Here is a 24,114-nt window from a genome sequence, read left to right on the forward strand (position 1 = left end):
AGCGACCGCTGGATCAGGCCGACATGACTTCTATCCAGTAGCGGCCGGTGGGGTCCCGATGGGCGCCGTGAATGTCGGTCGCAAGGTCGGGGAACGCCCGGTCGAAGTCCTCCAGTGCTCGCAAGTACGTCATCAGGGCTCCGTCAGCGGGCCCGGTCGCTTCCCCTGGCATCAGCATCGGGATCCCGGGCGGCGTGACCACGACCGTGGTGGCGGCGATCCGGCCGGGCAGGTCGACAAGCGGGACGCGTTCGGTGCGTGATCGGATCATCGCCTGGTAGCAGTCGGCCGGGGCCAGGACGGGCTCGGGAAGGCTGGTGAAGACCTCGTCGAGCAGCTTGCCGACACCGGAGTCGCGCAGCTTGTCGTGGGCTCGCGCGCAGAACCGCCGCAGCGAGGTCGCGGGCGGCCCGAAGCCGGGCAGCACCTCGGCGAGGGGCAGGTCGTCGTCGTAGGCGCTTTTGAAGTCGGTCAGCGCGTCGAGCAGAGTGCCCCATTTGCCCTTGGTGATGCCCATCGAGAACAGCACCAGCAGGGTGTGGTCGCCGGTCTTCTCGACCACGATGCCGCGCCGCTCCAGGTAGGCGGCCACGATCCGGGCTGGAATGCCCCAATCGAGGGTCCCGGCGGCGGCGTCCGCGCCAGGACAGGTGATCGTCACCTTGACCGGGTCCAGCAGGCAGTAACCCTCGGCGAGCCCCTCGAACCCGTGCCAGGCGGCACCGGGCTCCAGCGTCCAGCACGCGGGCTCGGCGCACAGCAGGGCCGGGTCCGCCTCGGCGAAGGGGACGGTCTGGCCGGTGTGCGGGTCGGTGACCGAGGGAGGTTGCCAGACGCCGAAGAACCAGTCCGGTCGCCGGCCGTCGTCGCGGATGCGGGCGGCCAGTCGCACCATCGCCTGCCGGAAGCGGATGGCCTCGATGATCGCCTCCCCGGTCAGGAACTGCCCGGACGGGCCGTCCATCATCGCCGCCGCCACGTCCAGCGAGGCGATCACCGGGTAGAGCGGTGAGGTGGAGGCGTGCATCAGGTACGTCTCGTTGAGCCGGTCGTAGTCCACAGGCGCCCGCTCGGCGGGGCGGACGTGCAGCATCGCCGACTGTGAAAGCGCCGCCAGGAGTTTGTGGGTGGACTGCGTGGCGAACACGGTCGGACGGTCCGGACCCGGCAGCGTCCGCTCGTCGATGGCCATGCCGTACCGGCGGGCGTAAAGCGGATGGAACCGGCCATAGGCGAACCACGCCTCGTCGAAGTGCAGCCGGGGGACGCTGCCGCTCAGCAACTCGCCGACCCGCACCGCGTCGTAGCACAGCCCGTCATACGTCGAGTTGGTGATCACCGCATAGGTGGGCTCGCCCGCGGCGAGGGGATGGCCGGACAGGCGCTCGCGCACCGCACCGGCTTCCAGGGCGGCCGGAGGGATCGGCCCCGCCAGCCCGAGCCCGTTGCGCTCGGGCACCAGGTAGACCGGACGGGCACCGGTGATGGTGAGCGCGTGCTGGATCGACTTGTGGCAGTTGCGGTCGACCAGCACCGTGTCGTCGTGGGCGATCGCATGGTGCCCGACGACGCGGTTCGCGGTGGAGTTGCCGTTGACCACGAAGAACGTGCGGTCGGCGCCGAAAACGCGGGCGGCGTTGCGCTCGGCGTCCCCGATCGGGCCCGTGTGCTCCAGGGGCGAGCCCAGCTCGGTGACGGAGATGGACAGGTCGGTGCGCAGCAGCCGCTCACCGTAGAAGTCGAAGAACGCCCGCCCTACCGGCGACTTCAGGAACGCCACCCCTCCAGCATGTGCCGGGGTGTGCCATGAGTACCGGTGGTGGTCCTCCAGGCGCCGCAGTGCGCCGAAGAACGGCGGAAGGATCTTCTCGGCGTACTGCTCGGCCGCGTGGGCGATCCGCCCGGCGATGAAGCGCGGAGTGTCCTCCAGCGGGAAGACGTAGCCGTGGATCACCTCGTACACCCACAGCGGAAGCTCCTGCTCCGAGGTCATCAGAAAGACCGGCAGGCCGCGGAACCGCTTGGCCACCGCCCCCAGGAGCTCCTCGGCTCCCGGCGCCTCCCACGCCGCCAGCACCGCCGTCAGCGACGCGTCCGAGCCGACCACCGCCAGCGCGTCCTCGGCGCGATGGGTCCAGCGCACCTGCAGCCCGAGCTCGTCCATCGCCGCACACACCCGCCGAAGCTGCTCAGCGAGCGCCGTATCGGCATCGGACCGTTCCGTGACAGCAGCAAGAACAGTTCGCTCCATGCGGGACTCCATGCTCGGGGGATAGCGCGGCTCTCCCACCTAGCTTCTCGCTTAGTCACTTCAAGTAGTCGCATGGTTACCAAACTGACGCCGGGGGTGCGGCCTCCGGAGTGGTCGGCCAACGGGGACCGCCGATCCGTCGGCCCGTCATTCGTTTAAAGGATGAGGATGCCGGACAATCGGGCGACGATTGTGAGGGAGGAACAGCAAGGGCAAGGTCCTTGTGATCGAGCGACTGACGCTCGACGGCAGGCGCCTCGACGACAAATCTCCGCGACGGCTCTGAGCATGGCTGTTGGGCGAGCCACCGTGGACAGGACTCTGCCAGGCAAGAGAATCGGCGCACCTATGTCGAGTGCATGGCCCCCTCCGGGCCCGGGTCAGACCACGTATGAGCACTTCGCGGACTACTGATCGTGCACCAATACGAGTAATGCGAGCAGTGCGGGGGTTACACCTATAGCTCGATTCGGAGCAAACATGTGCAAGAGAGGGCTTAGAACGGTATAAGAGCCTATTAGGCACAGTCAGAGTGGACGTGTCTGCCGTCTTCGCGTCTGCATATGAGGCCGTGACGCGTGGGGCGTCGAGAGCGTGGTGGAGGGGATCTGTGGCACGACGGCGATCTTTAGCGGCATCGATTGCTCAGATGCAACGTGAGGCTGCACGTGCTCAGGCTCAGCAGATCAGGGCTCAGCAAGCGGCGACACGGGCCGCTGAACGCGCACGAGCTGCTTATGCACGTGCACAGGTGGCTGAGGAGAAGGAGCGCATGCGCCTTTACCAGGAGTCCCGGGCTGCCGATGTCGCCGCATCAAACGAAGGGCTTGAGCTCCGCATGCAGGCTCTGGCGACGCTGCTGGAGTCAACTCTTGGTGTCGATGACCATATTGATTTCGACTCCCTGAAGATCCAACCGCGAATGCCGGTCTGGCAGCATCAGCATCTGGAGGTTGCCGCTCCACCACCGCGGTGGGAGGCATTCCTGCCCCCCGAGCCGACGGGCATGGGAAAGATATTCGGTAAGGGGAAGTTTCAGGCGGCAGTGGATGCCGCCCGGATGCGGTTTCAGCAGGCCATAGGGCAGCATGAGGTGAATGAGCGTGCCCGGATGCATGCGCTGGCGCAGGCGCAGGCGGCTTTCTCGGCAATGGTGGATGCGAGGAAGGCAGAGGCGGCTCAACAACATGCGGAGATCGACGCTTTCCGCAATGAGTACGAGTTCGGCGATCCTGACGCGGTCGTATCTTACTACGACATGGTTTTACAGCGGTCAAGCTATCCGGATGGGTTTCCCCAGCACTTCAAGATCGCTTTCGTGCCTGAGTCACGTCAGCTCGTTGTCGAGTACGAGCTACCGACGGTGGACGTAGTGCCTTCCGTCAAGTTGTATAGGTACGTCAAAGGCAGCGACACCGTAACGGAGACTGCACGGCCGGTTACGCAAATCAAAAGCATCTACGCAAGCGCCATCGCGCAGGTCGCTTTGAGAACCGTCCATGAGCTCTTTGAGGCCGACCGAGGAAGGCACCTCGGCGTGGTGGTGTTCAACGGGATCGTTGACACCGTCGATCGTGCCTCCGGTCAAAAAATCCGCCCATGTCTCATCACATTGCGGACCACGCAAGACGTCTTCGATGGTCTTGATCTGGCCCATGTGGACCCTCTCCTGTGTTTGAAGCACCTTTCCGCTGGGGTTTCCAAGAGCCCTATCGAACTTACTCCCGTGCGACCGGTTCTGGAGTTCGATATGGTAGACGCTCGTTTCGTCGAGGAGTCGGACGCTCTGTCTATCGTGGACAGTCGGCCAAATCTCATGGAGCTCTCGCCTGGAGAGTTTGAGGCCCTGATTCAGAACTTATTCGCAAAAATGGGGCTGGAAGCACGGCAGACGCGAGCGTCCCGAGATGGTGGGGTCGATTGTGTCGCCTACGACCCCCGACCAATTCTCGGTGGTAAGGTGGTCATTCAAGCCAAGCGATACAAGAACACTGTAGGAGTATCAGCGGTACGTGACCTTTATGGCACACTTCAAAACGAAGGCGCCAGCAAGGGTATTCTAGTTACGACGGCCGGATATGGGCAGGCGTCTTTCGAATTTGCGAAGAACAAGCCAATCGAACTAATTGATGGCGCTAATCTCCTCTATCTCCTTGCCGAACATGCCGGAATCCAAGCGAAGATCGCCCCTCCGGATGGCTGGCAGGATCCGGCGCAGAAATGAATGCCAGGAGTTGGTAGATGCGCCATGAGTTTCAGGGAAATATTGGCGTGAGCGCTTCGAACCGGACGCTGGTGCTTCCCCGCAGGGCATTCTAATTCGTACGGCCCGGGTGCGGGTAGCAGCAACCGCACCGCACCCTCTGGGACGCGGTCGGTGCCGCACTGATTCTCCCGGCACTCCTCCGCGAAATCCCCGGCGGAACGACTCTGGCCGCGCTGGGCTCCGCGACGCTGCAGGCAGACCGCTCAACGACGAGACTAAGGAAGACGCGACGCAACAATTACCCCTGCTGTACTGACTGCGTCAGCGACTGGCTTGGAGCAGCGTTCTGCAGGCGCGCTGACCACGCCCTTACGCCAGTTCCGCCGCTGGATCGATGATCATGCGTTTGAAGATGATATCGAGGGCCGCTTCCGCATGATCGGCAACGATTGAGGCCGGTGGGCTGAGCTGCACGATGTTCCGATGATCATGATGGAGCTTAAGTAGCCAATCACGGGCAAATGGGTGACTACCCTCGGTTTCGAGCACCCCTCGTGCTTCAGCCACTTCACTACTCAACCGGACCAGGAATCGGTCTGTAACGTCGATGGCCGTGGGTAGCGCGAACCTTTTGATCCGTTCAGTGTTACTCAAGCGCCGTACGGCCCAGTCGCCCGTGTTCGGGTCACCGGCAATAGCACCGACGTTCACAAACTCCCCAGTTCGCGGATCAGGGAGACAGCGAACGATCGAGTAGATGTATCTGCTCACTGGATTTTCACACTCCCTTCAGACCAGCGCTCGAAGACGATGTGCCACAGCAGGTGCTCGGTACTCCAGGAACCAACCGAGCGTCGCCAAAGCTTCATCGCTCACAGGCCAAGATGCTGGCACGGCACGCAGGATGTTGACGCGGGCGAAGGATCTCGGATCCGGCTTCGCGACTCCCCACTCCGCGGAGGTGGCGATCTGGTCGACGGTAGTGCAACGTCCCGCAGTGACCGATGATCAGGCCGAATCCCTGAATCGCGAGGAGGCGGCCTCGAGATCGAGTGCCCAGGCCTTGACGGTCTCCAGATGCTCCTGCAGAAGGCCAATCTTCGGATCCGGCTGGATGAGAAGCGTAGGAATTCCCGACAGCGTACGAGCTACCGCCCATGTGTGGTCCAGGGAGGTGAAGTCGTCGTCGATCCAGGCGGCAGGAGTGCTGCCGAGGAACAGCTCTACCGGGTCGCGTTTCCAGAGGTAGCCGTTTGGGTGGCTCGTTGTGATCTCTGGGCGCCCGAGTTCGACGTGGCGGAACGCGGGGAATCCGAATTTGGGGCCGATCACGGTGCTCGCATCGCCGCGCCAGCTTGTGCACCAGACGGGAGCAAGAGGTACTTCATCAAGCAAGCTCAGGAGCATCGGGCCATGAGTGGGGTTCAGCCAGATCGGGACGGGCTTGGCGGGGTCGTAGCCGGTGGGGACCACGTGGTGCCGGATGTGGGTCTCAGGGCCGTGGCCCGCGCTGTCGGGGAACGGGATGAGGACGCCGTCGATGTCGATGAGTAGGAACGCGACGGACATAGTGATACCTCCTTAATGCGTGGTCAGAGCCTTCGTGCGGTGATGATCAGGCTCAGCGGACCAGCCGATGCGCTGGGCACCTCATGCAGGTCATTGATGCGGAGCCCGTCCTTGGCCAGCAGAGCCGGCCAGGCCGAGACGGCCGGTTCCCAGCGCTGGATGGGGAGCCGGTTGCCAAAAGGCAGCACGAGCGTGTCGCGGGTGAGCCGACCGCGACGGTCGGGGTGGGGGACGCTGAAGGCGAGCACGCCTCCGGGCCTCAGCGTGTGGCTGATAGCGGGCAGCAGGAGGTCAGGCGGAGTGAGCCCGACGGCGCCGAAGACTGAGTAGCACACATCGAACCTCGTCTCCGTTTCGGCGAGGAAGTCCAGGGCGTCGCCAGCCGTAAACGTGACTCCGGGCAGATGCGCGTAACGTGCGCGTGCGCGCTCTATCTGACCCCCTGCGATGTCGATGCCCGTACCGCGGGCGCCGTGGTACGCGACGAGGTGTGCCAGGTGGTGCCCTGCACCGCAGCCGAGCTCGACCACCGTGGTGCCCCCGAGATCTCCGAGGACCTCCGCACCGGCTCCTTCGCTCGCATGCGGGGTCCAGTACATGCGCTCCGGCGCCGAGGTCGGTGCCGGCATCTCGAAGGCTCGGCGTTGCCGAGCGTGTTCTTCCCATGCCGCGCGGTTCATAGGGCAAGCAGGTGTACCGCTTCGCCCAGGTGACGGCGGACGGTCCGCAGGTAGGCCGGGTCCGTAGTGGGGTCGGCGATCCAGTGAACCGCCTGATCCATGAACCATTCGACGATCCAGACGCGGTGCCATCCCAGTGCCCATGCCTCAGGGCTCAGCCCGCCCCGCGACACCTGGGCCTCGGAATGGCCACCCGCCGCCAGGTAGGACTCGATCAGGCCACCCACCCTGGCCAGATCCGCGGCGTCGATGGTCCCGGGCCATGAGGCCAGATCTAGCAGGCCGGGGCCGTTGAAGGCACGGGCGAAGTCCAGCAACCACCACGCCCTCTCGCCGATGTGGAGCGAGGACGGATGGAACTCCGAGTGGCACAGCCCGTACGGCGGCAGCTCCGCTCCATCCGACCGAGCCGATGCCGCCTTCTCCAACGCGTTCAGCATGTCGGCGATGTCGGCTGTCTCGGTCCACCGGCCGACCTGCTGCAGGTAGACGAGGTGCGTCAGCGCACGCGCAGGCAGCAGCCGCAGTCTGGCCGCGTTCAGATTGATAGCGAGGATCTCCGACGGGCGGACGGCATGAAGTCGCACCGCGGCGGTGGCCGCATCTTCGTCGGTGGCCTCGCGAACGGGCTGGCCAAGATCCTCCATGACCATGCCTAGGGTCTCGTCGTGGACGGCTGAGCCGTACAAGGAGGGGACAGGCACACCGTACGTGGCAGCGAGCTGGAGGGCCTGGTCCTCGGCGGTGAACGGTTCAGCTGCGTATTTGAAGATGGCGGTGCTGCCGTCGAGGAAGCGCAGGCGCTCTACGGCCGACAGTGACCAGGCACGTATCGGCTCACGGACCGGCTCGCCGGTGAAGGGCGCCTTCGCGCACAGTTCGGCGCAGAGCCGGGTGACGGTCGCCTCATCCACAGAGTTCTCCTTACGATCGGTCAGGCCTGTACGGCTCCCGCTTAAGGAAGCCGTACAGGCAACGGGATTCAGCGGGCGCGGCAGGCGTAGACCTGCGTGATCCACTCCTCGCGGAAGCGGGTCAGCTCGGTGCGGAAGTTGTCCATGGACGCGCCGTAAGGCACGCAGGCGCCGCCGGACTGGTCGGGTACGGACTGACACCCATGAACCAGGCGTCCTCCGAGCGCGGCGTGTGCCTTGATGGACTCGATCCGCCGGTGTTCGTTGAACCAGGTGCCGTGGTAGACCTCGTCGAGCATGCCGCCCTCGGCGTCGTCGAGATCGAAGACGACCGATGTGGCTGCCGGGAAGAACCAGCACGGCCCGACGTTGGAGATGTGACCGTCGAGCTCGACCTTGTTGAGCGCCATCAACGTGGCTGCCTCGCGAAGCATGCGTAGGTGATTGGCCGTGACCTGCGGGAGGCCGAGGCCGGGTAGGTGCTCTTCGCGGAACAGGTAGCTGTAGACGTTCCAGGCCGTGACGAGGACCTGTCCAGCGTCAGAGGTGGAGACGCCATGTGTCTTCACGAAGTCGAGGGCGAGCTGCTCGACGGCCGTCTCGGTGGTCTCTTCCGTCCCGAGGAGCTCCTCCCGGACGAGCAGCCAGTCGCACAGCAGCCATGAGTGCGACTCGAAGCGGAAGAAATACTTGGCAGGGTCGACGGTGACGGTGGTGTCGTCAACGGTGATGCCGGGCAGGCGGTTCCAGCGGGGGTCGAGAGGTTCGGGGAGGTCGGCGCTGATGACCTGCGGGAATTGGGCAGTGATGGTCATGTCACTCTCCACTGAGGAGGCGGGCGGCTGACGAACTACAGAGTCGCTGTCCCGCGTCAGGGTGAGTGACACAACCTGTGGCAGCGTCTATGTGACCCGTGCCCAGCCGGCAAAGGCGAGCAGGGATTCCTGAGAAGCTCGCTGCAGCCGGAGCAGGGTCGTCAGCGCCTCCCGTACATGTGGGTGCTCACGGGTGTGCTGGGGTGCGATCCGCCTTGCTAGCTGCAGCGATGTGAAGGCGTCCTCGCGTCGCCCCGTCCACAGCTGGGCGCGGGCGAGATCGATGTAGTAGTGGGAGCGGCGCTCCCTGGGGAGCTTGTCGGGTGGCGTCCAAGTCCCTGCCGCGCGGATGGCTCGCTCACCCTCGCCGAGTTCTGTCGCAACTGCCACCTCGTGGATGCGCACGGATGACGTGCCGAATGCGGTCCCGTTGTAGACGCCTTCACGGACCATCAGCGCGACTTCCTTGGCCTCGCGTAGGTGGTCCCACGCTGTTTCCCTTTTGCCCGCGCGTCCGGCGACCACGGCGGCCCGCATGTGTAGGGATCCGTAGGCGGCTGCGGCTTCTTCCGAGCTGGTGGGTGTCAGCCGTGCCGCGGCCAAATCGAGAGCGCGAAGCGCGGGCTCCAGATTATGGTCAGCGAAGAACACCTCGGTCCTGACGTAGGCCGCGGCGGCAGCGATTAGCTCGTTACCGCTATCGTCAGCGGCTCGGCGCATCAGCTCGATTACCCGGGCGGAGAGGTCGAGGTAGCCGTACTTGAATGCCAATCCGTCCGCGGAGCGGTACGCGAGGGAGAGCAGCGCCGCGACGCGTTCCCGATCGCGCATGGAGTGCGTGTGCAGCGCTCGGGTGAGATCCTCCAGCAGGCCGGGAATCACGCGGGCGAGCTGGGCGTACTGGGAGCCGAGCCGCCACGTGATCGCCCTGCTGACTGCGGCGTCCAGTTCCGCCAGCGGACGGCTCGGCTTGTCAGCCGGCAGATCGAACAGAGCGATGGCCCGGCGGATGTCCGGGATGGCGGCGTGCACATGACTATCCGTTAGCGCTGAGGTCCCGGCCAGATGCGCGGGATCGATGTCCAGGGCGTTCACGATGGCGGAAAGGGCCTCAGGAGTGGCGCGCCGAGAGCCTTGCTCTATCTTGCGCAGCAGGCTGATCGATATGTTCGCCGCTGTGGCCAGCTGGGCCTGGCTCATCCGGCGACCGGCGCGCACGGCCGCTATCCGCTTGCCGTACTCGGGGAGGGACATGTCGGCTCCGCTCCGTAACGTCACTCAGCACGCTATCGCTCGATGTGCGTTTCGAAAGAGCAATCAGCGCAGTTGGGCGAGAAGCGTGGACAACTCGGTGAGCGAGTCGATTCTCCAGTCTGCTGAGTCATGGATCGCCGGGTCCTCGGCCCACAGATGTCCCCAGGGGCCTCGGCGGATGAATGCGGTCCGCAGGCCGGCGGCCTTCGCGGGGATGATGTCGTTGTCACGGTGATCACCCACGTACACGATCTCGTGCGGCTCACCCGGAGCCATCTCGATGACGCGGGCGAAGAATCCCGGATCCGGCTTCGCGACCCCCCACTCGGCGGAGGTGGCGACCTGGTCGACGGGCAGTTCAAGGTCCCGCAGCAGTTCGGCCGCCCGCGCGGTCTGGTTCCCCGCGATCCCTATCCACAGCCCCGCCTCGCGCAGCGTGGACAACGCGGGGCGCGCGTCCCGATAGAGATCCTTCTCGTCGATCTGTTCGCCTTGCCCGGCTTCCTCGCGAAGAGCACGCTCACGGTGCAGGTCGAACCCGGGGCGGAAGTACTCGAAGGTCTCCGCGTTATTCCTCCCCTCCGCCGTGACCGCTCCGAGGACCGCCGAGAAGGTATGCCTGGGCACGCCGATCCAGTCTGCCCACGCGCCGAACTCCCGGCTGTCGTCCAACAGCGTCTCCCCGACGTCGAAGACCACAGACACGATCACGTCGCCAGCCTACGCAGTTGGCACGTTGCCATTGAAGCGCCCATTCGTCTGCTCGGCTGAACCCGCATGGTCGGGCTCTCGTGACGAGCGGCTCGCCGTGAGGCGGGAGTTGGCGTGATCTCCTCCGACGATTCTGATCCGTACGGCCTCCGGTGCGGGGAGGAGGCATCTGACCTGCTTGCCGATGGGGGTGAGGGCGACGTCCCAGCCAGGGGCGAGCGCGTCGAGCAGCCACAGGCCGCGCCCGGACTCGGCCTGGTCGTCGTCGGGAGCCGTATTGGAACGGACGGGCAGGCGGGCCGGGTTGGGGTCATGCACCTTGACCCAGATGCCCTTGTCGTCCTGCTCGACCTCGACGACGACCGGCGCCCAGTTTCCGCAGGCCCGTACAGCGTTGCCGATCAACTCAGAGGCGATCAGCCGGGCGGATTCGGCCGTCTCGGAGTCGACCCCGGCAGCAGCCAAGCTCTTGAGCGTCACATCCCGTACGGCCCGCAGGTTCTCCTCGCACACGTTCATGTGCACGACGAACCCGCCCGGCCTGGTGGCCAGATAGAACCCAAGGGCAGCTGTCGCCTGCTCTCCCGTCATGGTGGCCCTCCTGTACGCGGGCGCGGCACCGCGAATCGTCAGATAGGAGTCACTTAGTGCGTTGGCTTGACCACTCAAAGTGACATCGGCTTTCTGTAGATGATGAAGGCTTTCCAGCACTGGGCGCAAGGTTTCGACCCAGCTTGGTGTCAGTATTCGATGAAGAGGCCCGTCTCACTGGGTAGTGGGATGCCAGACTGCGCACATGCCCAACGCGCCTGTGGTTCCGACTGTCCGGAGACGCCGCCTCGGTTCGACGCTGAGACACCTCCGCAACCAGGCCGGCCTGACCCTGGACGAAGCGGCCGCCACCATGGGCTGGAAGGCCCCAAAGATGTCAAAGATCGAGAACGCGTCCGCGAATATCCGCCCTGGGGAGGTCGCCGCCCTGCTCCAGGCGTACGGCGTGAGTGATCCAGAAGTCGTCGCCGCGCTCGAGAACCTGGCCAGGGACGCGGGGAAGAAAGGTTGGTGGCAGACGTACAACGGCGTGCTCGCGCCTGCCTACGCCGACTACATCTCTCTCGAAACGGACGCTGAGCGAGTGTGCGAGTGGTCGCCGCTGCTGATCCCCGGTCTACTGCAGACCGCCGCCTACGCGCGTGAGAACATCGCCGGGATCACCCACTTCCGCACCCCGGACGAGATCGCCGCCCTCGCTGAGGTACGCCAAGCCCGCCAGGCCATTCTCAGCCGGCCCGGGAACCCGCTGGAGTTCTGGGCCATCATCCACGAAGCCGCGCTGCACCAGCGTTTCGCCGTCAGGCCGGCCACGATGCGGGAGCAACTCCGCCGCTTGCTCGATGCCGCAGAGCTGCCGAACGTGACCATTCAGATCATGCCGTTGGACTCAACGGCCCACCCCGGCACTATGGGTGGCTTCAGCTTGGTCAGGTTCTCCCGATCTATCCCGGATGTCGTGTTGCTGGAGAACCTGAGCGGTGCCACCTACATTGAGGGAGACGACGCCATCCCCTTCGCCAAAGCCGTCGAACGCATCCAGGCATCTGCGCTATCTGTGGAAGACTCCCTCGCCCGCATCACACAGTTGGAAGAAGGAAGCAGAACGTGAACAAGCCCACGAGCGAGCTCTACGCCTACGACCTTTCCGATGCCACCTGGCGCAAGTCCTCTGCCAGCGGCGCTGAGAACAACTGCGTCGAGATCGCAGACTTATCCGGCGGAGCCAAGGCCATACGCGACTCCAAGCATCCCCACCGCGAACCGCTCAGGTTCACTGCCTCAGCCTGGGCCGCCTTCCGCCTAGGCCTACTGTCTCGGGAACTTTGACTGATACCAGCCTCCTAGTAGATCCCAGCGGGGCATGGCTGTACGAAAACCAGGTCACCTGGTTTGTCGTGCTGGGCGTTGGGCATAGTCGGCGCGGTCGCTCTCAGCCCGCATGTGATATCCACGCGATACCCAGCGGGTGTAGCCTTTCCAACCTGTAGGCAACCGCGTATCGGCTCATGCTCTCGGCTCGCTCCCATACCGCAGGCTCGCATGTGGTTGAAAACCATGTGCGATGCCGGAACCTACCGCTAATGCGATCATAGAGTATCTAGCAGTTCATCGATGTCTTTAAAGCCATCGGCTAGGTATTCAACCGTCGCGGACTCGGCCTGAGGGTCGAGAAGTCTCTGCGGCTTTCCGGACTTGTGTGCCAACTCGCCTCTAGCCGTTGCCCACGCTTGGACCGCCGCGAGCCACTGTTGGTCTACATTCTCTTCTCGAACGCCGAGAGGTAGGAGCATTCTTAGAAGGTTGCGCTCCTTTATGCCATTATTGGACCTAAGCACATAGTTGATGTATCCCTTGCGCACATCATCAATACGCTGAGTAAGGTCGGGCGCCTTCTTTTGCTTGTCATTCGAGGCAAGAATTGTCACATCCTTCCATCCTGTAGTGCTTTCGAAAGCAACAAGGGCGAGCAGGCTTGGTCGGATAATGTCGTGGCTCAGCCAATCGTTAACAGCGCGGGTGGCTATCTGCTGGACTCGGTCTTCGATAAATGCCTCAAACTCGGCGTGAGCTAACAACCGAAAAGCCCTAGTAGACTCGTGTACCTGAACTGGGTACAGGCCGGTGGGATCGAACTCCTCAGGGAGCAAGTTGGTTTGCAACTCCAAAATGCGTGCGGCAAGCATCCGAAAGCGTGGAGAAGGCATCACTTGTTCCTAAAGGCGATTCTTTCGTCGTCGTCTAGATAAGGAATCCGAAGTTGGTCCGCTCCAACAACGTCAGCTAGCGTTTCGCCCCATTTTTGGAGTCGATATTGTGTCGCGGTAATCGACTTAGTAGTGCTCTGAACTGCTTGAACAAAGGCCGTGTCGCTGTCGCAGAGATCCTGGAAAGCTTCCTTCACTTCGCTGGATCTTGCCTCAGTCGCCTTCCGAACGTTCTCTGAGGAGAAGTAATACGTCATTACGTCGAAAATGGCCCGATTGAACCGGTTTTCGTAGTGATCTGTATCCCATCGGTGGAACGCGTCTGTGCCGAAAATGGCGACTGTGCAGTCAATGGCAAAATCGCACTGTCGGGCCATTTCTTCGATGCGTACGTCTGGCCATTTCTGATTGAGCTTCTCTGTAGTTCCATCTAGGAACTTCTTTAGGTCGCCTCGATAATCTGGCAAGTAGTAGGAGAACGCAAAATAGCGTAGAAGTATCTCGACGTCTCGCATTCGAAAGTCTGGCCCGCTGAGCTTGAGTGCTCTCTGAAGGGACACACTTTCACTCGCATGGTCGTCAAGGAAGTTAGTGAAGTCGCCCGGGTGGAGCGCCTGACGTAGCTCTTGTGGCGAGAGGCTAACACTTCCCGTGTTCAGGCGAAGAAATACGAGATTGAGGAACTCTTCGTTTGGCCACCTTCTAACCACGACTGTACGGATTGTCTGGTTTAGAAAAGAGTTTAGATCGTCGACCCGATCGGTCTCTGATTCCAGCTTGAGCAGGGTCTGCTTGTTGAGATCCTCGCGAACATCTAGACCGCGGAGCGTAAGCTTACGAAACTCATCCTGCATGTTGGTGGCGAAAGAGGAACCCTCGGCGAACTGGCGAAGAGCAAGAAGCCGTTGCTTCCCATCCAGGACAAGGAAAGAGCCGCGACGCTTCTTGTCCTCGGCCAGAACGAGTTGAGGTATGGGTAGCCCGAGAATGAGCGACTCGATGAACCGGCTCTTTCGTTTCAGGTCCCATGCATCTCTGCGCTGAAATCTTGGGTTGAGCTGAATATTTCCTCTGCGTAGCTGGCTGAGGATCGTTTCAGTTGTCCAGTCGGTGTCAGTGACCACTGCCTGCGAGACGGACTCTGGCGCGACAGGTTCCTCGTCGTCCTCGACGTCGCCCCACAGCGTTTCAGGTTCGGGAGCTCGATCGTCGCTCTCATTCCAGTCACTCAAGACCTTCACCTTTCGTGTTGTCTCGGGAACCATATCAAGCCCACTCTAGTTTGTCCGTAGTGACTGTTTGACTACTTTCTGTAGTCTAATGGTACGAGAGGCCCGCGACATCTTTGGTGGTTGGTCGTTTATGTCAGGTAATCGTACGGATTAGCTCCAAATGGGGCTTATGGCTGTCTATCGCTGTAGCCATCGATGCTGGCTACGAGCTATTGGCCGCTAAAGCGCATTCTGATGTTGGCGGCCGCAGCACGTCCGGGAAGACACCGGAGATGCTTGCCGATATAGGTAGGGCATCCAGTCAGCGTGACTGTCGAGCGGTCGTAGGCCCCGCCTCGATTCTGCATGCGGATCGTCGGCCGCCGTTCCGGGCCGGACGATCAGGCGGGCCAGGTTGGGATTGTGCAACTGGTGGTGCGCACACCTCTGGAGTTCGCCTCGACCTCGACGACGGTCGGTGCCCAGTGACCAGAGGCCCGCACGGCATTTTCGGCTGCGAGCAGCCGGGCGCTGTCGGCCGTCGCGGAGTCCACTCCGCACCGACCAGAACCTTGCCGGTTACCTCCCGGACGGTGCGAAGGTCCTCCTCATGCACGTTTATTTGTACAACGAATGCCCGCCGGCTGAGTCCGTGCGGCCCAAGAAGTTGTGCTAGTACTCCAGCCGCACGTTGGGATGCGAGCTTGGTTCCGGGGTCGGCTTGTGTGACGGACCGCTCTATGCCTGTCTATGCCTGTCTGCGCTCGTCCATGGACGTCCATGGTTGTAGTCGAGTGAGAGGCGGACGGCCACCGCTGTGATCATTCAGGTGTGATGGAACTGAAGATCATGCGGTGGCCGCGATGGCCAGATTAGAACACCTCGGCGCGGCTCGTCTCAGAGCCGGGCTAGATGATGCGTTCGCGCTGGTCGCGGGCCGATTCAAAAGGCGGGAGGTACGGCTACGCGCCCGATCCTGTATCGAGGGGTTGCTGTCCGGTCTGGAGCGCAAGAACGGCTGGTCACTGGCCGAGTACGCCGGGGACAGCACCCCTGACGGCATGCAGCGGCTGTTCAACGCCGCCAAATGGGATGTCCACGGCGTCCGTGACGATATCCGTCGCTACGTGATCGACCATCTGGGCGACCCTGACGGCGTTCTGGTCGGTGACGACACCGGATTTGAGAAGAAGGGCGGCTGCTCAGCCGGGGTGCAGCGCCAGTACACCGGCACCGCCGGGAAGATCACCAACTGCCAGATCGGGGTATTTCTCGGCTACGCCACCAGCCGCGGCAGGGCCCTGGTGGATCGGGAACTGTATGTCCCACGCAACGCGTGGATCGACGACCCCGACCGGTGCGCCGCCGCGCAGATCCCCGACGACGTCGGCTTCGCCACCAAGCCGCAACTGCTCCAAGCGATGATCGAGCGAGCGATCGCCGCCGGAGTGCCGTTCGGCTGGGTGAGTGCCGATGAAGCCTACGGCGACAACGGCCCACTACGCCGATTCCTGGAAACCGAGCAGGTCAGCTACGTGCTCGCGGTCTCCTGCTCCCATCAGATCACCACTGGGGCAGGGAAGATCCGTGCCGACGCCATCACCAGACAGGTTCCCAAGGCCGGGTGGCAGCGCCTGTCGTGCGGGTACGGCGCCAAGGGCGATCGGCGCTATGACTGGGCGCTGGTCGCCACGAGCAGCCGATCACACCATCTGCTGATCCGCCGGTCGATCAGCAAGCCGACTGAGCTGGCCTTCTACCTATGCCACGCCCCTGCCCCGGTCCCGCTGCGCCGCCTGGTCACGGTCGCCGGCGCCCGCTGGACGATCGAGGAGTGCTTCCAGACCGGCAAGAACGAGGCCGCGTTCGACCACTACCAGGTACGGCTCTATCCCGCCTGGTACCGGTACATGACGCTGGCCATGCTCGCCCTGGTCTTCCTCGCCGCCACACGGGCCGCCCTCATCCATGAAACCGATCCAGACGACGCCACCTCACCCAGCGACACGGCGCCGATCACTCGCAGCAATCAGCTGATCGCCATTTCCGCCAACGAGATCCGCCACCTGTTCGCCCTGCTGACCCGACCCACCATCAACGAACACCACACCCGCCATTGGTCGCTGTGGCGGCGACGACACCAAACCCACGCTCGACAAGCCCACTACCAGCGACAACACATCAAAGATCAATAAGTGCGGCTGGAGTACTAGTACTACAGCCGGATTTCGTTATGTATGAGCCAGCGTTTCCAGTAGTGGCTGCTGCGGGCGCGGGTCTGGTGTTCTCGGCGGTGGTGTGACCAGGCGATCGCGAAGTCGAGAGGCCGGGTGATGGTTGTGATCAGGTGTGCCAGGAGACGGCGGATTTCCGCTGGTGTGAGGCGGACCAGGCCGCTTGGGCTTTTGGGGCGTGGGCGGCGGTGACGGCGAGGTAGGCGTGGGCGAGCATGGCCAAGGTGATGTGGCGGTGCCAGGCGTCGTACCGTCTGACCTGGTAGTGATCCAGGCCGGTCTCGTTCTTGGCAGCCTGGAAGCACTCCTCGATGGCCCAGCGTGCTCCGGCGATGCGGATCAGGTCGTCGATGCTGGTGCCGACCGGGCCGTGGCACAGGTAGTAGGCCAGTTCGAGTTCGCCTTTGGCGCCTGGGGTGAGGCTGCGGCGGACCAGGAGCCACCGCTGGTAGCCGGGTTCGGTTTCGAAATGCACGTCGGCCAGGGCCCAGTCGTACAGGCGTGGCCCTTTCGCGCCGTCCCCGCACGACAGGCGCTTCCACGCCTGCGGTGGGGCCTGGGCGGCCAGGGTGTCGGCGCGGGTGCCCCCGCCGAACCCGGCGGCGACTGTCTGGCTCTTGGGCACGGCGACCACATAGCCCAGGCGGCGTTGCTCCAGGAAGTGCCGGAACTTGTAGTCCATGCCGTAGGCCTCATCAGCGGTGGCCCAGGAGACGGGCATTCCCGCCTCCAGGGCGCGCGCCAGCATCGTCCGGGCCAGCACCGGCTTGGTCGCGAAACCCACACCCTCGGGGACCCCCGCCCCGGCGCACCGGGCCGGGTCATCGGTCCAGGATTTGGGCAGATACAGCTCGGCGTCGATCAACGCCCTGCCCAGCGGGGAGGCGTACGCCAAAAACACCCCGAGCTGGCAGTTCTCGGTCCGGCCGGCCGTGCCGGAGTACTGGCGTTGCACCCCGGCAGATTTGACGCCCTTCTTCAAGAATCCCGTCTCATCCACGATCAGCACGCCATCCCGATGGCCGAGGTTCTCCACCACATACGCCCGCAGGTCAACACGCATCTCCCGCGCGTCCCACCGGGCGTTGTTCAGCAACCGCTGCATCCGATCCGGCGAGGAATCCCCGGCCGCCTCCGCCAACTGCCAGCCGTTCTTGCGCTCCACCGGAGCCAGCAGCCCCGTCACATACGCCCGCGCCTGCCTCCGCGGCTCGACCCGGCCGAACCGGCCCGCCACCCGCCCGAACAGCGCATCCAGCCCCGACACCCACGCCCGCAAATCATCAGAAGTCACGCCATCGGCCACACCTCAGACTATAAATCACAAAACCTGGTTGTAGTACTAGTTGCCTGGTGAGAGCCTCGTCGAGGGTCGTCGCAGAAGTAAGCTCTAGCCTTGGCTAGCGGGGGTATCACAGGTCCTGAGGACGCTCCGCCCCCGATAGGCAAGCAAACGTGGTTCGCAGGATGCCGATGAGCTCCGTGGCAGCCTTCCGATCGAGTTGTAGGGTCTGGCTCACCTTTTTCTCGGATTGCCGACCGTCAGATCCATAGGTACTGAGCTGGAGCAGAGGACCGCCGGGCGTCTGGATCACCTGGTAACCGCACTCGACTTCCGTCGGGTGTGGCTTCGCAGCTGCGGTGACTCTAAAGAACTCCTTGATCTTCGCCATGCGTCATTTTCTCTGATAGCGGCGCTTAGAGGGAAGAGGGCCGGGTGAAGGATGGTCGCGTGCGGGCGAGCCGTCAAGTGGGACGGAGGGATCAGCGCAAGCTATGCCCGGGACTGAGCCGGTGCCGAGGTTACGCCTGCCGGGGATATGGCCAGCGAGACCATCCAAGTTGCGATTGGCTCGGCTGCTGGCCCCGCGAACCAGGGATGGGTGCGCCGATCGGCGCTAGACGGCCCGCACGAATCGCCGTACAGGTATGGCATGGCCGCTTGACTTCTCGCCCCTAGATTGGTGCCCGGCTGTTCCGACTCGACCCTTTCGAGGCGGCCTATAAACGCTGCGCGTGCCGGAACCAGGTCAACTGGTCTCGGCACGCGCAGAACCACCTCGGCCTGAACTCGCCAGCTTTCTGTTAGGCGGTACGGCTCTCTGCGCCGTAACGGGGCTGCCACTTGTTCTTCAGTCTCTCGACGATCTCAACAACGCGGTGATCTTCAAGTCGGTTTGGCTCGAAGAACATACGATGAACCTCGCCAACGAGGCTGCCTTCACGACAGATCCGGAAGCTCTCTTCATTCCGGCAGTCAGCAATGCCCGGGTAACACTTGAAGCCCGAACTGTGCAGGTAGTCCTCAATCTCATCACAACGCTGATCTGTCAGTGGATCGCTCTCGCTCGCCAGTCGTTGCCACGCGTGTACAACGTCTGCCTTGCTGCACGTCCGGAAGCCGCTCATGCCACGAGTGAGTAGATCGCCAAGTTTGCGAGCGTGATCGTGTGTTGATGCGGACATCAGATCATTCCTTTCAAGGGGAGGGCGCCCGGCGGTCTGGTTTAGCCGCGCACCATCATTCTTGTCTTACCTGGAACAATTGACACCCTTGCAAGGTAACGGTCGCATAACGATGCGTTTGCGCAGGTGGTGGCCCTGTCCAACTTGGGTGGGCGGGGCGCCGTGACGTATAAGCTATCCGTTTAGTTAATGTGGTGCGTAGGCCAGATGCGGCTAGCTCGCAATTTAGTTTTTTTCGACGGTTAATTATTCTCCCCGGGCCGCGCTTAGGTTAGCTGCTTGATTATGCGTAATATGCTTTCGCTTAGATTAAGCAACAGATCTGGCAGCGCATGACCGCCGGGGCGAGTCCAGGCCTAGATACGGTCGCCGCGTACGAACGCTGAGCCGTTCGCGATCACGAGCAGCCGCTCCAGCACCGCGGGGTGCCGCTCAAGGCGACTGACGATCCAGTCCAGTCACTCGGTGTCCGCTCGGGCCACTACCGATGGCTCTCTCCCCAATGCACGACCGGCTCGCCGCCCACGTGGTAGCTGACCTGAAGCTTCAGCGCGGGCACTGAGCTCCACCCGGAGGCCGGACGCGGGCGCCTGTCGGATGAGGTCGAGAAGGTGCTGCTGGAGGTCATCCGGTCGCGGTAGCTGAGTCGACAGCGTCCCGTGAGGTTAGTTCGGGCTGGCCGGATTTAGACGTGGTGTGCGGCTTCTTGAGTCTGGCCGCCTGGTGATCAGGTAGTGCCGCTCCGGCTCGCTGGTGGTCCTGGCGGCGGGCCGCGCGGTAGTTTGCCGCGGCGGCCTCGGTGTCGCCGAGCATGTCGAGCAGATGCCCGCGGACGGCGTCCAGCCGGTGGTGGCCGGGCAGCCGCTCCTGCAGCGGCGCCAACAGGTCCAGGCCGGCATGTGGGCCGTGCACCATGGCGGTGGCGACGGCTCGGTTCAGCGTCACCATCGGGTTGCCGGTGAGCTGTTCCAGCAGGCCGTACAGGCCGAGGATCTGCGGCCAGTCGGTGTCGGCAGCGCGTTCGGCGCCGTCGTGTAGCGCGGCTATCGCGGCCTGCAGTTGGTACTCGCCGACCGCGCCGCCCGACATCGCGGTCGCGGCGAGCCGCACGCCCTCGGCGATCGCCGCCCGGTTCCGCCGGGTCCCGTCCTGGTCGGCCAGCGGGATCAGCTCGCCGTACTCGCCGGTGCGGGCCAGACGCCGGGCGTCGTTGAGCAGCAGTCCGGTGACCTCACCGTGCTCGGGCAGCATCGCGTGCACCACCCCGGTCAGCCGGATCGCCTCGCCGGACAGGTCCGTGCGGTGCAGGTCGGTGCCGGCGCTGCTGGCGTAGCCCTCGTTGTACAGCAGGTACAGCACGTGCAGTACGGACCCCAGCCGCGACCCGAATTCCTCGGGAGTGGGCATCCGAAACCCGGTGCCGGAGGCCTTGATCTTCTGCTTGGCCCGGCTGATCCGCTGCGCCATCGTCGCCTCCGGCACCAGGAACGCCGTCGCGATCTCCGCGGTGGTCAGCCCGGCGACGGCACGTAGCGTCAGCGCGATGGAGGAGGCGGGGTGAGCGCCGGATGGCAGCACGTGAACAGCAGCACCAGCGTGTCGTCCCGCTGTACCGGCTCGGCGCCGGGCACCTCGCGCAGCGCGGCGGACTCCTCCCGGCGCCGCCGCGCCGCCTCGCTTCGGTACTGGTCGGTCAGCCGCCGTACGGCGGTCTGGATGAGCCAGCCGTGTGGGTTGTCCGGCAGCCCCTCGGCCGGCCAGTGCATGGCGGCGGCCAGCAGCGCCTCCTGCACGGCGTCCTCGGCGGCGTCAAAGTCGCCGTAGCTCCGCACGACCGCGCTGAGGACCTGCGGCGCCAGCTCGCGCAGCAGGTCCTCGATGCGCGCGGTCGAGGTCACAGGTCATCGCCCGGCAGGGCGACCATCAGCTGGCACACCTCGATTCGCTGCCGCAGCGGCACGCCCCCCGGCCCCGGGGCGGCCGACACCCGTGCCGTGATCTCGATCGCGCGTGCCTCGGACTCCACATCGACCAGCTGATACCCGGCCAGCACCTCCTTGACCTCGGTGTACGGCCCGTCGGTGACCACCGGGCCGCCCTGCCCGCCGAAGACCACGATCTTGGCCAGGTCCGGCCCGGCGAGCGCCTGCACCTCCACCAGCTCGCCGTTGTCGATCAGCTCCTGGTTCAGCTTCCGCAGGTAATCCAGATGCGCGGTCATGTCATCGGGATCCCATTCGGACATCAGCCCCACGCCGAGATCGTCGTCGTACTTGGTCAGCAGCATGTACCTGGCCATGGCCTGCTCCTTTCTCTCCTGCCTACCCATCCTGATCGCCGGCCGTGAGCTGTCCGTCGACGACGGCTGCGCCCCGGCGTGCCAGCACCAGGTCCTCGACGGCTTTGGGGAGGGTGGTTTCGAAGTCCAGCAGCTTCGCCCAGTCCGGCTCGACGGTGATGAGGACCATCCGGTCGTACAGGGCCCGCACCCCCTGCTCCCAGGCCTCGAAGTGCGCGGCCGGGACCACCTTCCGGGACGCTTCGACGTAGGAATCCGGCACCCCTTCAACCAGCTCGACCCGCGCCGCGCCACGGATCAGCAGCACCCGCGGCGGCCACTCGTCCTGGGTGTCGATGGTGAGGGCCACCCTGGGATTCTGCCGCAGTGCCCGAACCTTCGCCGATTTCGGCACGGTGGCCATGGCCACCTGCTCACCGGTCCACCAAAACCCGATCGGAATTGCCCGGGGCGCACCGTCGATGCCGACGTAGGCCAGCCGCGCGGGGATCGACGACCCCAGCAACTCCCGCGAGATCGGCTTGGCCAGCACCTCGGCGACGTCTTGGCGGTCCATGTCCATCTCCCTCGTCGGTTGACACACCCACCCGGCGCGTTCATGAGTTAGACGGAGCCGACCGCGCGTTCTCGACATGTACACCGCCGTAACACAAGCGCAGGTCGCACCGCTTCAAATGCGCACCGACCCAGGTTGGCCTGCGGGCACGGGACGCTCATCACTCCTGGGCCGCTGGGCGACCTTGTTCTGTGTCCGGCTCGATTCCGACCTGCTTGACTGGCGGCGGGACTACGACCGGCTCTCGTACACGGTGATCGAGCCTCCTCCCGGCCTCGCCGAGGGTTGTCTCGCCTACGTCGGCGCGCTCGGTCTGCGCTTCGGCGCATTTGATTTCGCGCTTACCGGCGACGGTGTTCCGGTATTCCTGGAGTGCAATCCCAACGGGCAGTGGGCCTGGCTGGAGGACGCCACCGGGTTGCCCATCGCCGCTGCCATCGCCGACCTGCTCTTGGAGGAGCCCACGTGACTGTTCATGAAGCCGTACGGCTCCGCAGCGCCCTCGCCGACCAGCTCGCCCAGACCGGATCCCTTCGCGGCCCGGGCTGGCGGGATGCGGTCGAGTCCGTGGCGCGGGAACGATTTCTCGGCTCGGCGATCGCCGGGGCCACCGAGTACGGCGATCGGTGGAAGGTGATCCACCGCGATGAGGTCACCGAAGACGAGTGGCTGGAGCTGGCGTACCGGAACGAGACCTGGGTGACGCAGGTCGACGGGAACTCGGTCGAGGGTGCGCGCGGCACCATCGCGGGAACGCCCACGTCCTCGTCGACGCTGCCCGGCCTGGTGGTGCTGATGCTGGAGGCCGCTCAGATCTCCGACGGAGACAAGGTGCTGGAGGTCGGCACCGGCACCGGCTACTCCACCGCGCTGATGTGTCACCGGCTCGGCGACAGGGCCGTGACCTCGGTCGAGTACGACCCGGCCGTGGCTGACCGGGCTCGCGACGCGCTCACCGCCGTCGGGTACGTGCCCACGCTCGTGACTGGTGACGGTCTCGCGGGCTATGACAAGAACGCCGAGTACGACCGGCTGATCGCCACCTGCTCGGTGCGCTACGTTCCGATGCCCTGGATGTGGCAGGTCCGCGACGGTGGCACGATCACCGCTCCGCTGACCGGGTGGATGCGCGGAGCCGCGTTCGCGCATCTCACGCTCGGTGACGACGGTACGGCGAGCGGGCGGTTCCTTAAGGACGACATCTACTTCATGACCGCTCGCCCCCATGGCCCGCCGCCGGTGGCCTTTCCTTACCTCGCGAGCGGGGAGGTGAGGGAGAGCCGGGTGGATCCGCGGGTCCTGGACACTCCGGCCGGGCTGTTCGTGGCACAGTTCGCCGCGCCGTCGGCGATGCGGCTGGGCGGGGGTGACGAGGTCATCCTGTGGGATGTGGCCACCGGTTCGCAGGCCGTCACCGGGCCCGATCCGGCTGGCGGGTGGACGGTCCGCCAGCGCGGGCCGCTGCGGCTGTGGGACGCGGTTGAGCAGGCCATCCTGGTCTGGCAGAACGCCGGCTCTCCGCACCAGTCCGCGTACGGGCTCACCGTCACCGGGGGCCGTCAGTACGTCTGGCTGGGCGAACCCGACGGGCCAAGCTGGAACCTGCCTGTCTGAGCGAGGTGAGAAAGCTCCGATGCGCGGGAGCGGGCTGGCGCCGACTGAAGGCAGGTCAGCTGCGTTCTGGTGGGCGCACGCTCAGTTGACGCCATTTCTCAAAGACAGACGGGCACGCCGGCTCAATGAACAGGTCACTCTGCTGACCGTTACGGGTAGCCGATAGGTGCTGACCGGCATCGGTGCCAAACTGTCGAAGTCGCTGATCAGGGACGGGAAGGTACCGGCGCCACCCGGGACCAGACCCTGGATGCTGGACGTCACCGCCTGGGACGGGGGCGTTGACTCCTACGTCGACGCGCTCGTCTGGCTCGTCGGCAAGATGCTCGCCGACCCCAAGCATTTCTACCGCAGCTACATCACACAAGAAGTGGACCGGATCATGACCAGCAGGCCTGCGATGACCACGGGCGTGCGCGCCCGCGAGATGAACCTCTACCGCCGCTACTTCGATCTGGTCGCCGCCGGCCGCAAGACCATCGAGGCCGCGTCCAGTACCCCAACCTGCGCACGCTCACGGCAGGTGATCACATCCGGTTCGTCTGCGGTCGCGACGACTGCCTGACCCGCGTCAG

Annotated in this window: 22 protein-coding genes and 2 pseudogenes; 8 read left to right on the plus strand and 16 right to left on the minus strand. The window is 64.3% G+C overall.

Going from position 1 to position 24,114, the window contains the following annotated elements:
- Positions 1 to 13: 13 nt before the first annotated feature.
- Entirely contained in the window at positions 14 to 2,251 is a 2,238-nt protein-coding gene (locus ACOZ38_RS04040) for an Orn/Lys/Arg decarboxylase N-terminal domain-containing protein (RefSeq protein ID WP_424528860.1), read from the minus strand.
- A gap of 751 nt (positions 2,252 to 3,002) precedes the next feature.
- On the opposite strand from ACOZ38_RS04040, the gene ACOZ38_RS04045 reads away from it, so the two are divergent.
- Positions 3,003 to 4,475 carry a restriction endonuclease gene (locus ACOZ38_RS04045; RefSeq protein ID WP_424528861.1) on the plus strand — a complete coding sequence of 491 codons (1,473 nt, stop codon included), beginning with the start codon at positions 3,003 to 3,005 and terminating at the stop codon, positions 4,473 to 4,475.
- Positions 4,476 to 4,826: 351 nt separating this feature from the next.
- Here the strand turns inward: ACOZ38_RS04045 and ACOZ38_RS04050 are convergent, their stop codons facing one another.
- The 8 genes from ACOZ38_RS04050 to ACOZ38_RS04085 all read right to left on the minus strand — a co-directional run bounded on the left by ACOZ38_RS04050 (position 4,827) and on the right by ACOZ38_RS04085 (position 10,991).
- On the minus strand, positions 4,827 to 5,228 hold the full coding sequence (locus ACOZ38_RS04050; RefSeq protein WP_424528862.1) for a DUF3037 domain-containing protein: 402 nt from the start codon (positions 5,226 to 5,228) through the stop codon (positions 4,827 to 4,829).
- A gap of 237 nt (positions 5,229 to 5,465) precedes the next feature.
- Positions 5,466 to 6,026 (minus strand): hypothetical protein, encoded by a 561-nt coding sequence (locus tag ACOZ38_RS04055; protein ID WP_424528863.1) that lies wholly within the window; start codon positions 6,024 to 6,026, stop codon positions 5,466 to 5,468.
- A 23-nt stretch (positions 6,027 to 6,049) separates the two neighbouring features.
- Positions 6,050 to 6,655 (minus strand): class I SAM-dependent methyltransferase, encoded by a 606-nt coding sequence (locus tag ACOZ38_RS04060; protein ID WP_424528864.1) that lies wholly within the window; start codon positions 6,653 to 6,655, stop codon positions 6,050 to 6,052.
- 47 nt (positions 6,656 to 6,702) lie between these two features.
- Positions 6,703 to 7,620, minus strand: coding sequence for a hypothetical protein (locus tag ACOZ38_RS04065; RefSeq protein ID WP_424528865.1), 918 nt, complete (start codon positions 7,618 to 7,620; stop codon positions 6,703 to 6,705).
- Positions 7,621 to 7,688: 68 nt separating this feature from the next.
- Positions 7,689 to 8,435 carry a hypothetical protein gene (locus tag ACOZ38_RS04070; RefSeq protein WP_424528866.1) on the minus strand — a complete coding sequence of 249 codons (747 nt, stop codon included), beginning with the start codon at positions 8,433 to 8,435 and terminating at the stop codon, positions 7,689 to 7,691.
- Between the two features lie 87 nt (positions 8,436 to 8,522).
- Positions 8,523 to 9,689 (minus strand): helix-turn-helix domain-containing protein, encoded by a 1,167-nt coding sequence (locus tag ACOZ38_RS04075; protein WP_424528867.1) that lies wholly within the window; start codon positions 9,687 to 9,689, stop codon positions 8,523 to 8,525.
- 63 nt (positions 9,690 to 9,752) lie between these two features.
- Positions 9,753 to 10,400 (minus strand): HAD family hydrolase, encoded by a 648-nt coding sequence (locus tag ACOZ38_RS04080; protein WP_424528868.1) that lies wholly within the window; start codon positions 10,398 to 10,400, stop codon positions 9,753 to 9,755.
- A gap of 9 nt (positions 10,401 to 10,409) precedes the next feature.
- Positions 10,410 to 10,991 (minus strand): ATP-binding protein, encoded by a 582-nt coding sequence (locus ACOZ38_RS04085; RefSeq protein WP_424528869.1) that lies wholly within the window; start codon positions 10,989 to 10,991, stop codon positions 10,410 to 10,412.
- A 205-nt stretch (positions 10,992 to 11,196) separates the two neighbouring features.
- Here ACOZ38_RS04085 and ACOZ38_RS04090 point away from each other — a divergent pair, with 205 nt between their 5' ends.
- A complete protein-coding gene (locus tag ACOZ38_RS04090; protein ID WP_424528870.1) occupies positions 11,197 to 12,063 on the plus strand; it encodes a helix-turn-helix domain-containing protein in 867 nt (288 codons plus the stop codon).
- A complete protein-coding gene (locus ACOZ38_RS04095) occupies positions 12,060 to 12,281 on the plus strand; it encodes a DUF397 domain-containing protein (protein WP_424528871.1) in 222 nt (73 codons plus the stop codon). The genes ACOZ38_RS04090 and ACOZ38_RS04095 overlap by 4 nt, the downstream gene beginning before the upstream one ends.
- 260 nt (positions 12,282 to 12,541) lie before the next feature.
- On the opposite strand, the gene ACOZ38_RS04100 is transcribed toward ACOZ38_RS04095, so the two are convergent.
- On the minus strand, positions 12,542 to 13,138 hold the full coding sequence (locus tag ACOZ38_RS04100) for a HEPN domain-containing protein (protein WP_424528872.1): 597 nt from the start codon (positions 13,136 to 13,138) through the stop codon (positions 12,542 to 12,544).
- A gap of 20 nt (positions 13,139 to 13,158) precedes the next feature.
- Complete coding sequence (locus ACOZ38_RS04105) at positions 13,159 to 14,391, minus strand: DUF262 domain-containing protein (RefSeq protein WP_424528873.1); 1,233 nt, start codon at positions 14,389 to 14,391, stop codon at positions 13,159 to 13,161.
- Between the two features lie 842 nt (positions 14,392 to 15,233).
- On the opposite strand from ACOZ38_RS04105, the pseudogene ACOZ38_RS04110 reads away from it, so the two are divergent.
- Positions 15,234 to 16,337, plus strand: a pseudogene (locus ACOZ38_RS04110) (IS701 family transposase); the annotation flags it as partial.
- Between the two features lie 248 nt (positions 16,338 to 16,585).
- Here ACOZ38_RS04110 and ACOZ38_RS04115 read toward each other — a convergent pair.
- Positions 16,586 to 17,883 (minus strand): annotated as a pseudogene (locus ACOZ38_RS04115) (IS701 family transposase).
- Between the two features lie 737 nt (positions 17,884 to 18,620).
- Between ACOZ38_RS04115 and ACOZ38_RS04120 the strand changes: the two are divergent.
- On the plus strand, positions 18,621 to 19,028 hold the full coding sequence (locus tag ACOZ38_RS04120; RefSeq protein ID WP_424528874.1) for a hypothetical protein: 408 nt from the start codon (positions 18,621 to 18,623) through the stop codon (positions 19,026 to 19,028).
- Between the two features lie 666 nt (positions 19,029 to 19,694).
- Here the strand turns inward: ACOZ38_RS04120 and ACOZ38_RS04125 are convergent.
- Genes ACOZ38_RS04125 through ACOZ38_RS04140 form a run of 4 tightly spaced genes read right to left on the minus strand, consistent with a single transcriptional unit; the run spans position 19,695 to position 21,931 of the window.
- Complete coding sequence (locus ACOZ38_RS04125; RefSeq protein ID WP_424528875.1) at positions 19,695 to 20,648, minus strand: RNA polymerase sigma factor; 954 nt, start codon at positions 20,646 to 20,648, stop codon at positions 19,695 to 19,697.
- On the minus strand, positions 20,606 to 20,968 hold the full coding sequence (locus ACOZ38_RS04130; RefSeq protein WP_424528876.1) for a sigma factor: 363 nt from the start codon (positions 20,966 to 20,968) through the stop codon (positions 20,606 to 20,608). Before ACOZ38_RS04130 ends, ACOZ38_RS04125 begins: the two co-directional genes overlap by 43 nt.
- The gene (locus tag ACOZ38_RS04135; RefSeq protein WP_424528877.1) at positions 20,965 to 21,369 is read right to left on the minus strand and encodes a YciI family protein; all 405 of its coding nucleotides are present in this window, start codon (positions 21,367 to 21,369) and stop codon (positions 20,965 to 20,967) included. The genes ACOZ38_RS04130 and ACOZ38_RS04135 overlap by 4 nt, the downstream gene beginning before the upstream one ends.
- Positions 21,370 to 21,391: 22 nt before the next feature.
- The gene (locus tag ACOZ38_RS04140) at positions 21,392 to 21,931 is read right to left on the minus strand and encodes a pyridoxamine 5'-phosphate oxidase family protein (RefSeq protein WP_424528878.1); all 540 of its coding nucleotides are present in this window, start codon (positions 21,929 to 21,931) and stop codon (positions 21,392 to 21,394) included.
- A 70-nt stretch (positions 21,932 to 22,001) separates the two neighbouring features.
- Between ACOZ38_RS04140 and ACOZ38_RS04145 the strand changes: the two genes are divergently transcribed.
- The 3 genes from ACOZ38_RS04145 to ACOZ38_RS04155 all read left to right on the plus strand — a co-directional run bounded on the left by ACOZ38_RS04145 (position 22,002) and on the right by ACOZ38_RS04155 (position 24,104).
- The gene (locus tag ACOZ38_RS04145; RefSeq protein WP_424528879.1) at positions 22,002 to 22,394 is read left to right on the plus strand and encodes a hypothetical protein; all 393 of its coding nucleotides are present in this window, start codon (positions 22,002 to 22,004) and stop codon (positions 22,392 to 22,394) included.
- Positions 22,391 to 23,539, plus strand: coding sequence for an ATP-grasp peptide maturase system methyltransferase (gene tgmC, locus ACOZ38_RS04150; protein WP_424528880.1), 1,149 nt, complete (start codon positions 22,391 to 22,393; stop codon positions 23,537 to 23,539). The genes ACOZ38_RS04145 and tgmC overlap by 4 nt, the downstream gene beginning before the upstream one ends.
- A 250-nt stretch (positions 23,540 to 23,789) precedes the next feature.
- Complete coding sequence (locus ACOZ38_RS04155) at positions 23,790 to 24,104, plus strand: hypothetical protein (RefSeq protein ID WP_424528881.1); 315 nt, start codon at positions 23,790 to 23,792, stop codon at positions 24,102 to 24,104.
- The last annotated feature ends 10 nt before the right edge of the window (positions 24,105 to 24,114 follow it).

This window comes from Sphaerisporangium viridialbum (genome assembly GCF_049674955.1).
Classification (GTDB): Bacteria; Actinomycetota; Actinomycetes; order Streptosporangiales; family Streptosporangiaceae; genus Sphaerisporangium; species Sphaerisporangium viridialbum.

Bases quoted from the DNA above. Each gene is read 5' to 3' on its own strand.
- ACOZ38_RS04140 (WP_424528878.1), bottom strand. From the start codon at position 21,931: ATGGACATGGACCGCCAAGACGTCGCCGAGGTGCTGGCCAAGCCGATC.
- ACOZ38_RS04040 (WP_424528860.1), bottom strand. From the start codon at position 2,251: ATGGAGCGAACTGTTCTTGCTGCTGTCACGGAACGGTCCGATGCCGAT.
- ACOZ38_RS04155 (WP_424528881.1), top strand. From the start codon at position 23,790: ATGCTGGACGTCACCGCCTGGGACGGGGGCGTTGACTCCTACGTCGAC.
- ACOZ38_RS04070 (WP_424528866.1), bottom strand. From the start codon at position 8,435: ATGACCATCACTGCCCAATTCCCGCAGGTCATCAGCGCCGACCTCCCC.
- ACOZ38_RS04060 (WP_424528864.1), bottom strand. From the start codon at position 6,655: ATGCCGGCACCGACCTCGGCGCCGGAGCGCATGTACTGGACCCCGCAT.
- ACOZ38_RS04135 (WP_424528877.1), bottom strand. From the start codon at position 21,369: ATGGCCAGGTACATGCTGCTGACCAAGTACGACGACGATCTCGGCGTG.
- ACOZ38_RS04075 (WP_424528867.1), bottom strand. From the start codon at position 9,689: ATGTCCCTCCCCGAGTACGGCAAGCGGATAGCGGCCGTGCGCGCCGGT.
- ACOZ38_RS04145 (WP_424528879.1), top strand. From the start codon at position 22,002: ATGTACACCGCCGTAACACAAGCGCAGGTCGCACCGCTTCAAATGCGC.
- ACOZ38_RS04085 (WP_424528869.1), bottom strand. From the start codon at position 10,991: ATGACGGGAGAGCAGGCGACAGCTGCCCTTGGGTTCTATCTGGCCACC.
- ACOZ38_RS04055 (WP_424528863.1), bottom strand. From the start codon at position 6,026: ATGTCCGTCGCGTTCCTACTCATCGACATCGACGGCGTCCTCATCCCG.
- ACOZ38_RS04100 (WP_424528872.1), bottom strand. From the start codon at position 13,138: ATGCTTGCCGCACGCATTTTGGAGTTGCAAACCAACTTGCTCCCTGAG.
- ACOZ38_RS04090 (WP_424528870.1), top strand. From the start codon at position 11,197: ATGCCCAACGCGCCTGTGGTTCCGACTGTCCGGAGACGCCGCCTCGGT.